Annotated in this window: 16 protein-coding genes and 1 tRNA gene; 16 read left to right on the top strand and 1 reads right to left on the bottom strand. The window is 62.6% G+C overall.

What is annotated here, in order from left to right:
• Positions 1–12: 12 nt before the first annotated feature.
• On the bottom strand, positions 13–468 hold the full coding sequence (locus AB4097_RS04095; protein WP_442037328.1) for an outer membrane protein assembly factor BamE: 456 nt from the start codon (positions 466–468) through the stop codon (positions 13–15).
• A gap of 102 nt (positions 469–570) precedes the next feature.
• Here AB4097_RS04095 and AB4097_RS04090 point away from each other — a divergent pair, with 102 nt between their 5' ends.
• The 16 genes from AB4097_RS04090 to nuoH all read left to right on the top strand — a co-directional run bounded on the left by AB4097_RS04090 (position 571) and on the right by nuoH (position 14,112).
• The gene (locus AB4097_RS04090; protein ID WP_442037327.1) at positions 571–1,101 is read left to right on the top strand and encodes a ubiquinol-cytochrome C chaperone family protein; all 531 of its coding nucleotides are present in this window, start codon (positions 571–573) and stop codon (positions 1,099–1,101) included.
• Between the two features lie 12 nt (positions 1,102–1,113).
• Positions 1,114–1,629 carry a YceD family protein gene (locus AB4097_RS04085; RefSeq protein WP_442037326.1) on the top strand — a complete coding sequence of 172 codons (516 nt, stop codon included), beginning with the start codon at positions 1,114–1,116 and terminating at the stop codon, positions 1,627–1,629.
• Between the two features lie 139 nt (positions 1,630–1,768).
• Positions 1,769–2,803: a phosphate acyltransferase PlsX gene (gene plsX / locus AB4097_RS04080; protein ID WP_442037325.1), complete on the top strand. Its 1,035-nt coding sequence runs from the start codon at positions 1,769–1,771 to the stop codon at positions 2,801–2,803.
• Positions 2,804–2,815: 12 nt separating this feature from the next.
• Positions 2,816–3,793, top strand: a complete 978-nt coding sequence (locus AB4097_RS04075) for a beta-ketoacyl-ACP synthase III (protein ID WP_442037324.1) — start codon at positions 2,816–2,818, stop codon at positions 3,791–3,793.
• A 119-nt stretch (positions 3,794–3,912) separates the two neighbouring features.
• The gene (locus tag AB4097_RS04070) at positions 3,913–4,224 is read left to right on the top strand and encodes an integration host factor subunit alpha (RefSeq protein ID WP_009491113.1); all 312 of its coding nucleotides are present in this window, start codon (positions 3,913–3,915) and stop codon (positions 4,222–4,224) included.
• 22 nt (positions 4,225–4,246) lie between these two features.
• Positions 4,247–4,750 (top strand): MerR family transcriptional regulator, encoded by a 504-nt coding sequence (locus AB4097_RS04065; RefSeq protein ID WP_442037323.1) that lies wholly within the window; start codon positions 4,247–4,249, stop codon positions 4,748–4,750.
• A 123-nt stretch (positions 4,751–4,873) separates the two neighbouring features.
• Positions 4,874–4,950 (top strand) — tRNA-Asp (locus tag AB4097_RS04060).
• A gap of 183 nt (positions 4,951–5,133) precedes the next feature.
• On the top strand, positions 5,134–5,562 hold the full coding sequence (locus AB4097_RS04055; RefSeq protein ID WP_442037373.1) for a low affinity iron permease family protein: 429 nt from the start codon (positions 5,134–5,136) through the stop codon (positions 5,560–5,562).
• 173 nt (positions 5,563–5,735) lie between these two features.
• Positions 5,736–6,101: an NADH-quinone oxidoreductase subunit A gene (locus tag AB4097_RS04050; RefSeq protein WP_442037322.1), complete on the top strand. Its 366-nt coding sequence runs from the start codon at positions 5,736–5,738 to the stop codon at positions 6,099–6,101.
• Complete coding sequence (locus AB4097_RS04045) at positions 6,092–6,676, top strand: NuoB/complex I 20 kDa subunit family protein (protein ID WP_442037321.1); 585 nt, start codon at positions 6,092–6,094, stop codon at positions 6,674–6,676. Before AB4097_RS04050 ends, AB4097_RS04045 begins: the two co-directional genes overlap by 10 nt.
• A 14-nt stretch (positions 6,677–6,690) precedes the next feature.
• A complete protein-coding gene (locus tag AB4097_RS04040) occupies positions 6,691–7,293 on the top strand; it encodes an NADH-quinone oxidoreductase subunit C (RefSeq protein ID WP_442037320.1) in 603 nt (200 codons plus the stop codon).
• Positions 7,294–7,311: 18 nt separating this feature from the next.
• Complete coding sequence (locus AB4097_RS04035; RefSeq protein WP_442037319.1) at positions 7,312–8,502, top strand: NADH-quinone oxidoreductase subunit D; 1,191 nt, start codon at positions 7,312–7,314, stop codon at positions 8,500–8,502.
• A gap of 113 nt (positions 8,503–8,615) precedes the next feature.
• Positions 8,616–9,671 (top strand): NADH-quinone oxidoreductase subunit NuoE, encoded by a 1,056-nt coding sequence (gene nuoE / locus AB4097_RS04030; protein WP_442037318.1) that lies wholly within the window; start codon positions 8,616–8,618, stop codon positions 9,669–9,671.
• A gap of 14 nt (positions 9,672–9,685) precedes the next feature.
• On the top strand, positions 9,686–10,987 hold the full coding sequence (gene nuoF / locus AB4097_RS04025) for an NADH-quinone oxidoreductase subunit NuoF (RefSeq protein ID WP_442037317.1): 1,302 nt from the start codon (positions 9,686–9,688) through the stop codon (positions 10,985–10,987).
• An 8-nt stretch (positions 10,988–10,995) separates the two neighbouring features.
• Positions 10,996–13,074, top strand: coding sequence for an NADH-quinone oxidoreductase subunit NuoG (gene nuoG, locus AB4097_RS04020; protein ID WP_442037316.1), 2,079 nt, complete (start codon positions 10,996–10,998; stop codon positions 13,072–13,074).
• Positions 13,075–13,086: 12 nt separating this feature from the next.
• Complete coding sequence (nuoH, locus tag AB4097_RS04015) at positions 13,087–14,112, top strand: NADH-quinone oxidoreductase subunit NuoH (protein WP_442037315.1); 1,026 nt, start codon at positions 13,087–13,089, stop codon at positions 14,110–14,112.
• The last annotated feature ends 3 nt before the right edge of the window (positions 14,113–14,115 follow it).

The following is a 14,115-nucleotide window of genomic DNA, read 5'->3' as shown; positions in this document are numbered from 1 at the left end:
GATGACAGTCGGTCAACCGAACGGGTTGAAGCTGGTCATTCCCTTGAAGATCTGGCCGAGGAAGCTGGCCTCTTCGCCGCCGGCCGGGGTGGTGCGGCTGATGAAATCGAAGACCTTGCCGTCCTGCAGGCCGTAAAGTGCGACGCGCTCGACTCTCAGGCCGTTGTCGAAATAGACGGCAGTCACCTGCTGGTCCACCACCTGCTCGCCCATGAACTGGAGCGTCCTACGGGACTTCTGGCTGATATAGTACCAGTTGCGGTTGCCGACGGTGGATACGGTGGACGGTGTTCCAAGGGTCTGAAGGACCTGGTCGGCGCTCATGCCCTTCTTCACCGAAGCGACGGCGCGCTCATCCACGACATAGCCGCGTTGGAAATCCTCGCCGACGCCGTTGCAGGCAGCTAGGGACGAGGCGAGAACGGTAGCAGTAGCCAAACGCACCAAAAGGGGATGATATCGACGCATCGTACGGTTCTTCCAGAATTGCGGCGCGTATAAGCTTGCGCCTACGGATGGTGATGGCGTAACCCGAGGCTAGGAATTTGACAAGCTTGGAAGGGCAGAGCCGTGATCTTCAGTCTCTTCCGCAAAGACCCTCGGCGAACGGCCATAGCGACCCTCTACAAGAGAATCGCGACGGCATCGCGTGCTCCCGGGCTCTATGCGGCACTTGGCATCCCGGACACTTTGGAAGGACGTTTCGAAGCCCTGTCGCTTCATATGGTGCTGGTCCTGCGTGCCTTGCGCCAGCTCCCGCATCCGGCTGATGAAGTGGCTAAGGATCTGACGGACGCCTTCTTCAGGGACATGGATGCCTCCTTGAGGGAAATGGGTGTCGGCGACACGGTGGTGCCGAAGCGCATGAAGAAGGTTGCGGAGTCCTTTTATGGTCGAGCCCATGCCTATGATGCCCCTCTCAATGGCGAAGACGAGGCGGGTCTGGCGCCCGCACTCGGCCGCAACGTCTACGGCAGCGAGGCACCGGCCACAGCCTTGGCGCGTTATGCTTTTGCAGCCGATCGGAGCCTCAAGATCGTAGATCTGGACACGCTCCTGGAGACAGGGCCCGTTTTCCCTGAACCTCAGACCTTTGCTTAAGGAGGCAATCTGATGACACCCGAAACAGTGGGCCCCCTGTCGCGGCTGATCGACGTCATGAGGATTCCGCCTCGCGGACAGGAGGTCCATGTGGAGGCAACAGCCGAGGAATGTGCCGCCCTGGCGCAGGATTTCGGCCTGCCGGGGATCCAGGCGCTCTCCGGCGACTTTCAACTGAGAACCTCGGCCAAGGGGATTAATGTGACGGGCGTGGTCAAGGCGTCGATCACCCAGGTCTGCGTCATGACCCTGGATCCCTTCGATTCCACCATCGAAGAAGAAGTCGAGGTGGATTTCGCGGAGCCGTCCGGAATGCCAGCCGAGCCGCCCACCGATATCAATGAATATGAACCGCCGGACGAGGTCGTGAATGGCCAGATCGATCTCGGTGCGCTCACAGCCGAGTTCCTGGCCCTTGGCCTGGATCCTTATCCACGCAAGCCCGGGGTGGATTTCAACTACCAGGATCCTGCGGATGCGAAGGATTCTCCATTCGCGGCGTTGAACAGGCTCAAGGGGATCAAGTAGGGGGTGGTGGCATCAGTCCTCGAAGCATATCTGCACATTACGTAAGGTAGTCGCAGTCCCGAGAATTCAGTTGCGGAGCAACCGCAAACCGCTATTTTCCGCCCCCTGTTGAATGACTTAAAAGAAAGAACAATCGTTCATGCCGAAGCCGGTGCGTATTTCGCTTGATGCGATGGGGGGCGATCACGGTCCATCCATCGTGATCCCGGGCGCAGCCTTGGCCTTGGAGCGCCACCCGGATCTCCGCTTCCTGATGTTCGGCAATGAAACGATTGTTGCGCCCCTCCTGAACGCTCATCCCAGGCTGAAGCAAGCCACGGAGCTACGCCATACGGACATCGCCATCGCCATGGACGAGAAGCCCAGCCAAGCCATCCGGATGGGGCGGGGAAAATCGTCCATGTGGCGGGCCGTCCAGGCCGTCCGGGACGGGGAGGCGGATGCGGCCGTGTCGGCGGGGAATACCGGAGCCCTCATGGCGACGGCCAAGGTCTGCCTCAAGACCATGGCCCATATCGAGCGCCCGGCCATCGCCTGCATGTGGCCGACCCTCAGGGGCGAGAGCATCGTGCTCGATGTCGGTGCGACCATCGGGGCGGATGCGGGGCATCTGGTGGATATGGCGATCATGGGCGCCGCCATGGCGCGAATCGTCTTCGATCTCGATCGCCCGACCGTCGGCCTCCTCAATGTCGGCACGGAAGAAATCAAGGGGATCGAGGCCGTCAAGGAGGCGAGCCGGATCCTGAAGGAAGCCAACCTCCCGCACCTCGATTATCGCGGTTTCGTTGAGGGTGATGACCTGGGCAAGGGTACCGTCGACGTCGTGGTGACCGAGGGTTTCACGGGCAATATCGCCTTGAAGACCGCCGAGGGAACGGCCAAGCAGATCGCCCAGTACCTGCGCTCGGCCATGAGCCGCACCCTGATGGCGAAAATCGGCTATCTGTTTGCGAAACAGGCCTTTAACGCTCTCCGTGACAAGATGGACCCCCGTAAGGTCAATGGTGGCGTCTTCCTGGGTCTCGAAGGGGTCGTCGTCAAAAGCCATGGCGGCACGGACGATCTCGGTTTCGCGAGCGCCATCGATGTCGCCTACGACATGGCGCATTTTGAATTGATGAACACGATCCGGAGCATGTTGGACCATGATCCGGTGGGCCAATCGGCCTGAGGAAGGCGCATCTTGAAACGCATTCGTTCCGTCGTACGCGGTGTCGGCTCCTATCTGCCGAGGCGCAAGCTGACAAACCAGGACCTTGAGAAGCTGGTCGACACCTCCCACGACTGGATCGTGCAGCGGACCGGCATCGAGGAGCGCCACATCGCCGATGAAGACGAGACCACGTCCGTCCTCGGGATCAAGGCGGCGCAGGCAGCCTTGGCCGATGCCGGCCTCCGGGCCGAGGACATCGATCTGATCATCTGTGCGACCTCGACACCGGACTACACATTTCCCTCGACGGCCACGATGATCCAGACCGGGATCGGCATGGCGCACGGGGCTGCCTTCGATCTCCAAGCCGTCTGCACGGGCTTTGTCTATGCGGTGGCGACGGCGGACAAGTTCCTGCAGTCCGGCTCGCATAAGCGGGCCCTCGTCGTCGGCGCCGAGACGTTCTCCCGCATCTTGGACTGGAACGACCGGACGACCTGCGTCCTTTTCGGTGACGGAGCGGGAGCCATCGTGCTCGAGGCTCAGGAGGGGGAGGGCACGTCCTCCGACCGTGGCGTCCTGACCTCCCATCTCCGGTCCGACGGGCGCTATCGGGATAAGCTCTACGTCGATGGCGGTCCAGGTTCGACCAAGACGACCGGTGTTCTGAAGATGGAAGGCCGTGAGGTTTTCAAGTTCGCCGTAGGCATGGTGGCCGATGTCGTACAGGATGCCTTCAAGGCAACCGGAACGAGTGCCGAGGAGTTGAAGTGGTTCGTGCCGCACCAAGCCAACAAGCGCATCATCACGGCAAGCGCCGACAAGCTCGGCATCGCACCGGAGAAGGTGGTGATCACCGTCAACAAGCACGGCAACACGTCCGCGGCATCGATTCCCCTCGCCCTGGATACGGCCCGGCGGGACGGACGGATCAAGGACGGGGATCTCGTCATGATCGAGGCGATCGGCGGCGGCTTCACCTGGGGTAGCGCCCTGATCCGCTGGTAAAAGGCTTCGACTCTAGTGGTATCCGGTTTATCGACCTTGGCGGTTGACCATAGGGAGCCATCTGCATAGCGTCGTCTCGGACGATACGACCAACGAACTCATTCGCGCTGGGGAGCTCAATGGCTGGCAAGACGATAACGAGAGCGGATCTGAGCGAGGCCGTCTACCAGAAGGTAGGGCTCTCGCGGACCGAATCGGCCGAACTGGTGGAGCGGGTCCTAGCCGAGATCTGCGACAGCCTCGCTGCCGGCGAGACCGTCAAGCTGTCATCCTTCGGATCGTTCATCGTGCGCAGCAAGGGCGAAAGGGTCGGCCGGAACCCCAAGACGGGTGTCGAGGTTCCGATCGATCCCCGGCGAGTCATGGTCTTCAAGCCTTCGAACGTCTTGAAGGCGCACATCAACGGTGAGACCTTCGAAGGCGAGGACTAATCCGGTCATGGCGAGCGGCGTCATGGACAAAAGCCCCGACGCATTCCGCACGATCAGCGAGGTCGCCGAAGACCTCGATGTTCCTCAGCATGTGCTTCGTTTCTGGGAAACCCGTTTCAGCCATATCAAGCCGTTGAAGCGCGGCGGCGGGCGGCGCTATTACCGCCCGGACGATGTTGACCTGCTCAAGGGCATCCGCCACTTCCTCTACGGCGAGGGCTATACGATCAAGGGCGTGCAGCGAATCCTGAAAGAAGAGGGGGTCCGCTTCGTTCAGTCCATCGGACGCGGCGAGCAGAGCGTCTCCGCGCCTCCTGCCGTGGGCGGTCAGGCAGTCGTTGAAGACAGCACGTCATCGAGCGAAGCCGACCTCTGTGACGAAGAGGAGGCTGCCAGCATTCCTCGTCGTCAAGGCCTGCCTCCCGAAGCGCTTCTTGGTCTCCGGGCTGCCCTTGAGGAACTCTACGAATGCGACCGGGTGCTGTCCTCCTTGATGGGGGCGTGTGAGGTCGCGGCAGCCGAGTAAGAGATGGTCGGCAATCGGAGAAATCCTCGGTCGTGCAGGCTTTTCGGAACGATTGCATTCAGTGCTTGACAGGGGGCGGGGCCACCCTTAAACCGCACCCACACCGCCTCGGCGGTCCAATGCGCGGGCGTAGCTCAGTCGGTTAGAGTGCCGGCCTGTCACGCCGGAGGTCGCGGGTTCGAGCCCCGTCGCCCGCGCCACTATCTCCATACAATTAGCTTCACCATCGCCTAGGATAGAACGATCCGGGAGCTCTTTGGTTGTTTCGATGGCCGCGCCTGTCATCAAGCGGCACTTTTCGCGGGAAAATGCATTCTCCCTACTGTTCCGGTGCGTTTGGCGAAGCTGAGCGTTGTCGAAAAGTGCGTATGGGGTTGTTGTCTATGATGACGTCCAGAGTGTTCACGAGTTTCTCAAATTGGGTGGCCCAGGTAGCGGGGCGGCCCATCACCTTCGGTGCCAGCCTTCTTATCATCCTAGCCTGGGCTCTCAGTGGCCCCCTGTTCGGGTTCTCCGATACTTGGCAGCTCGTCGTGAACACCGGAACGACCATTGTGACCTTCCTGATGGTATTTCTGATTCAGAATACCCAGAATCGCGACGGCGCCGCCATCCAGGCCAAGCTTGACGAGCTGATCCGAGCCAGCGCGGCCCAGAATGTGTTCATCGGTATCGAACATCTGACCCAGGAAGAGCTCGACGAGATTCGAGCCAAGTGCGAGGCCAAGGCCAAGGCGGAGGCTGCCGCAGGGCAGGCTGAGGCCGCAGCAAACCGAAAAGCGGCAAAAGCGGCGGAAAAGGCCACATCCTAATTTGGAATGGTTCTTTTTGCGGCAGTGCAAACACTTGTCACGGAAGGGGAACTCGGTTAAGCCTCCCGCGCAATCAACGTGTTGCCGCAGGGGCTTTTGTCGGGCCCATCTGGGGCTTAAATGCGTTTAAGGTTGCCGGCCTTTGGCCGCGCTCCGTACCTTCTAGGTGTCGTATGACGAATCTCCTCGCCGACTACCTGCCTCTCGTAATCTTCATCGGCGTATCACTCCTGATCGGGGTGGCGCTGCTCGTGGCTCCGTTCATCGTTGCCTACAGCCGACCTGATACCGAGAAGCTTTCCGCCTACGAGTGTGGTTTCAATGCCTTCGACGATGCCCGCATGAAGTTCGACGTGCGGTTCTACCTCGTCGCCATCCTTTTCATCATTTTCGACCTTGAAGTGGCATTCCTGTTCCCCTGGGCCATCACGTTCGGGAACCTGGGCTGGTTCGGCTTTATCTCCATGATGCTGTTCCTGGGCGTCCTGACGGTCGGATTCATTTACGAGTGGAAGAAGGGGGCCCTGGAATGGGATTGATCTCCGATACCCAGTCGACACTGGTCGCTCCCGCGCCGCGGGGCGTCATCGACCCCAATACCGGCAGACCGGTTGGATCGACGGACCCTTATTTCGTCTCCATCAACGAGGAGTTGTCCGATAAGGGCTTCCTCGTGACCTCGACCGAGGATCTCATCACCTGGGCGCGTACCGGTTCGCTCATGTGGATGACCTTCGGCTTGGCATGCTGCGCCGTCGAAATGATGCAGATGTCCATGCCTCGCTACGACGTCGAGCGGTTCGGCTTCGCGCCGCGCGCCTCGCCGCGCCAGTCCGACGTGATGATCGTGGCCGGCACGCTCACAAACAAGATGGCGCCCGCCCTCCGCAAGGTCTATGACCAGATGCCGGAACCGCGCTATGTCATCTCCATGGGCTCCTGCGCCAATGGCGGCGGCTACTATCATTATTCCTATTCCGTGGTTCGTGGCTGCGACCGGATCGTGCCGGTCGACATCTACGTGCCGGGCTGCCCGCCGACGGCCGAGGCGCTCCTGTATGGGGTGCTGCTTCTGCAGAAGAAGATCCGCCGAACCGGCACCATCGAGCGCTGAGCAAAGGTCGTCGCATGAGTGCTGATCTCCAAGTCCTGAGCGATCACATCGCCTCGTCCCTCGGCGAGGCGATCGAGAGCAGGGCCATTGCCTTCGACGAGCTGACGATCGTCGCCCGCCGCGAGGACATCGTCCGGGTCGCGACCTTCCTGCGGGACGACCCACAGTGCCGCTTCGTCTGCTTCATCGATATCTGTGGCGCCGATTATCCGGCCCGCGATAAGCGCTTCGACGTGGTCTATCACTTCCTTGCGCCGCACCATAACCGGCGTATCCGGGTGAAGGTTGAGACGGACGAGCTGACCCCAGTGCCCTCCCTCGTCGGTCTCTGGCCCGCTGCCAACTGGTTCGAGCGTGAGGCTTATGACCTCTACGGAATTCTGTTCTCCGGCCATCCGGATCTGCGCCGGATTCTGACGGATTACGGGTTCGAGGGACATCCGCTCCGTAAGGACTTCCCGCTCACTGGCTATGTCGAGGTCCGCTACGACGACGGGCAGGGCCGCGTCGTCTACGAGCCGGTGAAGCTCAACCAGGAATTCCGCAACTTCGATTTCCTCTCGCCCTGGGAAGGCACCGACTACGTGCTGCCCGGCGACGAGAAGGCCAAGGCATAAGGAGCGGAAGGGCGACCCATGGGCGAGCACAATATCCGCAACTTCACCATCAACTTTGGACCGCAGCACCCGGCGGCGCATGGCGTGCTGCGCCTCGTGCTGGAGCTGGACGGCGAGGTGGTTGAACGAGTCGATCCGCATATCGGCCTGCTGCATCGCGGCACCGAGAAGCTGATCGAGTACAAGACCTACGTTCAGGCGAATCCTTACTTCGACCGGCTCGACTACGTTGCGCCGATGAACCAGGAGCATGCCTTCTGCTTGGCGACCGAGAAGCTGCTCGGCATCGAGGTGCCCCGGCGCGCTCAGCTGATCCGCGTCCTGTTCTCGGAAATCGGCCGTCTTCTCTCCCACCTTCTCAACGTGACCACGCAGGCCATGGATGTCGGCGCGCTCACGCCGCCCCTCTGGGGCTTCGAGGAGCGCGAGAAGCTGATGATCTTCTACGAGAGGATCTCCGGCTCGCGGATGCATGCCAACTACTTCCGCCCCGGTGGCGTGAACATGGACATCCAGCCTGAGCTGATCGACGACATCGAGGCCTTCTGCGACCCGTTCCTGCAGGTGCTCGACGACCTCGACACCCTCGTCATCGGCAACCGGATCTTCAAGCAGCGTAACGTCGACATCGGCGTCCTCACGCTGGACGACTGCTTCCGCTGGGGATTCTCCGGCCCGATCGTCCGCAGCTGCGGCGTCGCCTGGGACCTGCGCAAGTCGCAGCCCTACGAGTGCTACGAGGAGATGGAATTCGATATCCCCGTGGGCAAGAACGGTGACAATTACGACCGTCAGGTCATCCGCATGGAGGAGATGCGCCAGTCCGTCCGGATCATGCGCCAATGCCTGAACAAGCTCCGGGCGCCGGACGGGCAGGGGCCAGTGGCCACTCTCGACGGCAAGGTTGCTCCGCCGTCGCGCAAGGACATGAAGCGCTCGATGGAAGCGCTGATCCACCACTTCAAGCTCTACACGGAAGGCTTCCACGTCCCGGCGGGCGAAGTCTATGCCGCCGTGGAGGCTCCGAAGGGCGAGTTCGGCGTGTACCTCGTGTCGGACGGCACCAACAAGCCTTACCGGTGCAAGATCCGTCCTCCGGGATTCGCTCACCTTCAAGGTATGGATTTCATGTGTCGGGGTCACATGCTGGCCGACGTCGCAGGGATCCTGGGCTCCATCGACATCGTGTTCGGCGAGGTCGACCGCTAATTAAAACCGTCCCGGTTCCGGGGCGGATATCCACGCTCTTAAGGCGTGCTGGACAAGTTCAAGTCGCGATTGGCCGGGCTGATGCCCGGCCATGGCGATGAGGAGAAGAGTGTATGGCCGTTCGTAAGCTCGCGCCTGAAAACATGCAGCCCGAGAGCTTCGTTCTCTCCGCCGAGACCGAAGCTTTCGCGGAAAAGGAAATCGCCAAATATCCGCCGGGCCGGCAGGCTTCGGCCGTGATCGCCCTCCTGACCAAGGCTCAGGAACAGGCCGGCGGCTGGCTGCCTCGCAAGGCCATCGATGCCGTCGCGGCCAGGCTCGACATGCCGGTGATCCGTGTCATGGAGGTGGCGACCTTCTACACGATGTTCAACCTGGAGCCGGTTGGAAAATATTTCATCCAGTTCTGTGGCACCACGCCGTGCGTGCTGCGCGGTGCGGGCGACATCAGGAAGGTGCTGGAGCGTCGCGTCGGCGACCAGAACCATGTAACGTCGGACGGCAATTTCTCCTGGCTGGAAGTCGAGTGCCTCGGGGCCTGTTCCAACGCTCCGATGGTGCAGATCAACGACGACTACTACGAGGACCTGACCACCGAGAACTTCGAGAAGTTGCTGGACGACCTCGGGGCCGGACGTCCCGTGAAGGTCGGATCTCAGATCGGCCGCAACCGCTCTGAGCCCTTCGAGGCCGTGAACACCCTTCAGGACCCGGCTCTCTACGACGGCTCGGTCGTTGGCGCCTGGCGCAAGCGCTTCGAGGAGCAGGCGAAGGTCGCGGAAACCGGCGAGGCTGCTGCTGCGATGGCGAGCGTCCCCCAGGAAGCCAAGGCCGCCAAGCCGACGGCCGGTCGCCCCATCGAGAGCGACGCCGCCGATACTCCGGCCAAGCGCGCCAAAGAGGGTGAGAAGCCGATCAGCACGGCGGACCAGAAGGAAGCCGCGGATTCGTCGAAGGCGACCAAGGTCGAGCCCAAGCAGGCGGGCGCCCAGCCGGCCCCGCAGAGCGGCAAGTCCTATGTGGCTTCGCCTAAGAAGAAGGGTGAGGCTGTGCCTTCCAGCCCAACGACACCTTCCGCAGGGACGCCGCCGTCAAAGGCGGAGACCCGTCGCGACGGCAGCGAGAGCAAGCCGGGCGTGATCGTCGACAAAGACAACAAGTCGTCCTGATGGAGTGATCGGGAATGCTTCAGGACAAAGATCGTATTTTCACCAATCTCTACGGCTTCCATTCGCCGGATCTCAAAGCTGCGAAGATGCGCGGCGCCTGGGACGGAACGAAGTTCCTTCTCGAACAGGGCCGCGACTGGATCGTTAACGAGATGAAGGCGTCCGGCCTGCGCGGTCGCGGCGGCGCCGGCTTCCCCACGGGCCTGAAATGGTCCTTCATGCCCAAGCAGTCGGACGGCCGTCCGCATTACCTGGTCGTGAACGCCGATGAGTCGGAGCCGGGCACCTGTAAGGACCGGGAGATCATGCGGAACGATCCGCATCTCCTCGTCGAGGGCTGCCTTATCGCGTCCTTCGCCATGGGAGCCCATGCGGCGTATATCTACATCCGCGGCGAGTACGTGGCCGAGCGCCATGCGCTCCAACGGGCGGTGGACGAGGCCTACGAGGCCAAGCTCATCGGTAAGGACAACATCTACGGCTATCCCTTCGATCTCTACGTCCATCACGGCGCAGGCGCTTACATCTGCGGCGAGGAGACGGCTCTCATCGAGAGCATGGAAGGCAAGAAGGGCATGCCGCGCCTGAAGCCTCCGTTCCCGGCGAATATGGGCCTCTACGGCTGCCCGACTACGGTCAACAACGTCGAGTCGATTGCCGTCGCCGGCACGATCCTGCGCCGCGGCGCCGCCTGGTTCTCCAGCATCGGCCGTCCGAACAACGTCGGTACGAAGCTGTTCTGCGTGTCGGGCCACGTCAACAAGCCCTGCAACGTGGAAGAGGCGATGGGCCTCACCTTCCGCGAACTGATCGACCGCCATTGCGGCGGCATCCGGGGCGGCTGGGACAACCTGCTCGGGGTCATCCCCGGCGGCTCGTCCGTGCCGATCGTTCCGGCCCACGAGATTGCCGATGCCTACATGGACTTCGATACGCTGCGGAACCTCAAGTCAGGTCTCGGCACCGCCGCCGTGATCGTCATGGACAAGTCGACCGACATCGTCCGGGCCATCGCCCGCATCTCGTACTTCTACAAGCACGAGAGCTGCGGCCAGTGCACGCCGTGCCGTGAGGGCACTGGGTGGATGTGGCGCGTGCTGACCCGCATGGCCGAAGGTCGCGCCCAGAAGCGCGAGATCGACATGCTCCTCGAAGTCTCGACCCAGATCGAAGGCCATACCATCTGCGCGCTCGGCGACGCGGCGGCTTGGCCGGTTCAGGGTCTGATCCGTCACTTCCGTCATGAGATCGAGAAGCGGATCGACGATTACGCGGCAAACCCGCATTCCGAATCCGTCCTGATCGCGGCGGAGTGAGATTGAAGATGGCGAAAATCATCGTTGATGGCGTCGAGGTCGACGTCCCCGCGGAATACACCCTGCTCCAGGCCGCAGAAGCGGCGGGGGCGGAAATTCCGCGCTTCTGCTACCACGAGCGGCTTTCGATCGCCGGCAATTGCCGCATGTGCCTCGTCGAGGTAAAGGGCGCGCCGAAGCCGGTGGCGTCCTGCGCCTGGGGCGTGCGCGACTGCCGTCCGGGCCCGAACGGTGAGCCGCCGGAAATCTCGACCAAGTCGCCGACGGTGAAGAAGGCACGGGAAGGGGTGATGGAGTTCCTGCTCATCAACCACCCGCTCGACTGCCCGATCTGCGACCAGGGCGGCCAGTGCGACCTGCAGGACCAGGCCATGGCCTACGGCGTCGACACTAGCCGCTATCACGAGAACAAGCGTGCCGTGACCGACAAGTATCTCGGCCCGTTGGTGCGCACCTCCATGAACCGGTGCATCCACTGCACCCGTTGCGTGCGCTTCTCCGCCGAAGTGGCCGGCGTGCCGGATCTCGGCGCCATCTGGCGCGGCGAGGACATGGAGATCACGAGCTATCTCGAACGGGCCCTCGGCTCCGAGCTGCAGGCCAACGTGGCGGACCTCTGCCCGGTCGGCGCGCTCACCCATAAGCCCGAAGCGTTCCATTACCGTCCCTGGGAGCTCACCAAGACCGATTCCATCGACGTGATGGACGCGGTCGGCTCCTCGATCCGGGTCGATTCCCGCGGCCGTGAGGTCATGCGCATTCTGCCGCGCGTGAACGAGGCGGTGAACGAGGAGTGGATCACGGACAAGACACGTCAGATTGTCGACGGCCTGCGCCTGCAGCGCCTCGACCGCCCCTTCGTGCGTGAGAACGGCCGGTTGCGCCCCGCGTCCTGGCAGGAGGCTTTTGCCACCATTGCCAACCGGGTGAAGAGCACGGATCCCAAGCGCGTCGGCGCCATCGTCGGCGATCTCGCGGCGGTCGAGGAAATGTATGCCCTGAAGCTCCTCATGGAGAGCCTCGGTGTCACCAACATCGACGCTCGCCAGGACGGCACCGTGTTGAACCCGGTCTACGGGCGCGGCTCCTATCTCTTCAACACCACCATCTCGGGCATCGAGGACGCGGACGCGATCCTGATCGTTGGGGCAAACCCGCGCATCGAGGCTTCGCTCGTCAATGTGCGCATCCGCAAGCGCTGGCGCATGGCCCCGCCGCCGATCGCCCTGATCGGCGAGCATGCCGACCTGACCTATCCCTACGACTACATCGGCGCCGGCCCCGAGACCCTGGCGGAACTGACCGGCGGCCGTCACAGCTTCATCGAGAAGCTGCGTGCGGCTGGGCGTCCGCTGATCATCGTGGGGCAGGGCGCGCTCTCGCGCCCGGACGGTCTGGCCGTTCTCTCGGCCGTGGCGCAGCTCGCCCGCGATGTGGGTGCCGTGAAGGACGGCTGGAACGGCTTCTCTGTCCTCCACACCGCCGCCTCCCGGGTCGGCGCGCTCGATCTCGGCCTCGTACCGGGTGAGTGGGGCCTCGATGCCCGAACCATGGCGCAGGGCGAGGTGGACGTGCTGTTCAACCTCGGCGCGGACGAGATCGACATCGCGCCCGGCGCTTTCGTGATCTATCAGGGCACCCACGGCGACCGCGGCGCTCACCGGGCCGACGTGATCCTGCCTGGGGCGACCTACACGGAGAAGTCCGGCACATACGTGAACACGGAAGGACGGGTTCAGCTCGCCAACCGGGCGGCCTTCGCACCCGGCGAGGCCCGTGAGGATTGGGCCATCCTGCGCGCCCTCTCGGACGTGCTGGGCCACCGTCTGCCCTTCGACTCGCTCAATGCGCTGCGGGCGAAGCTCTATACCCATTACCCGCACTTCGCGGCTATCGACACGGTCCAGCCGGCCGACGGTTTCGCTGCCGTTCAGGCGCTTGCCGGAATCGGCGGCACCCCGGGCCGCGAGCCGTTCGTGAGCCCGGTGAAGGACTTTTATCTGACGAACCCGATTGCCCGCGCCTCCGGCGTCATGGCCGAGTGCTCCGCGCTCGCCCGTGAGCTGAAGCTCGAGGCGGCTGAGTAAGAGGAACGGATCATGGAATTTGGAGACATCCTCCTCGCAGTCGCGATCATGCTGGGCAAGAGCCTGCTCATGCTGGTGGCGTTGCTCATCTTCATCGCCTATGCCCTCTATGCCGACCGCAAGGTCTGGGCGGCGGTCCAGCTGCGCCGTGGCCCGAACGTCGTAGGTCCCTGGGGTCTGTTCCAGTCATTCGCCGACCTGCTGAAGTTCGTCCTGAAGGAGCCGGTGATCCCGGCGCCGGCCAACAAGGGCATGTTCCTGCTGGCCCCCCTGGTGATGTGCACCCTGTCGCTCGCCGCCTGGGCGGTCATTCCGCTCAATGCGGGCTGGGCGATCGCCGACATCAACGTGGGCATTCTCTACATCTTCGCGATCTCGTCCCTCGGCGTTTACGGCGTCATCATGGGCGGATGGGCGTCGAACTCGAAGTACCCGTTCCTCGGCGCCCTCCGCTCCGCGGCCCAGATGGTGTCCTACGAGGTCTCCATCGGCTTCGTGATCGTGACGGTCCTCATGTGCGCGGGAACGCTGAACCTGTCGGCTATCGTGGAATCGCAGAACACCCGCCTGGGCATCCTCGGCTGGTACTGGCTGCCGCTCTTCCCGATGTTCGTGGTGTTCTTCATTTCGGCCATGGCCGAGACGAACCGCCCGCCTTTCGACCTTCCGGAAGCCGAATCCGAGCTCGTGGCAGGCTACATGGTCGAGTATTCCTCCACCCCGTACCTGCTCTTCATGCTCGGCGAGTACGTGGCCATCATGACCATGTGCGCGCTCGGCACGATCCTGTTCCTCGGCGGCTGGCTGTCACCGATCCCGTTTGCACCCTTTACCTGGGTACCGGGCGTGATCTGGTTCGTGCTGAAGGCAAGCTTCCTCTTCTTCCTCATTGCCATGGTGAAAGCCCTGGTTCCACGCTACCGCTACGATCAACTCATGCGCCTCGGTTGGAAGGTCTTCCTTCCGCTTTCCCTGGCGATGGTCGTGATCGTGGCAGCCGTCCTGATGGCGACCGGCAATGCGCCGGGCGTCCGCTAAAGG

The organism is Microvirga sp. 2MCAF35, from assembly GCF_052115545.1.
GTDB lineage: Bacteria > Pseudomonadota > Alphaproteobacteria > Rhizobiales > Beijerinckiaceae > Microvirga.
The sequence above is the reverse complement of the archived record's forward strand: the minus strand, read 5'-3'. Positions and strand labels throughout refer to the sequence as shown.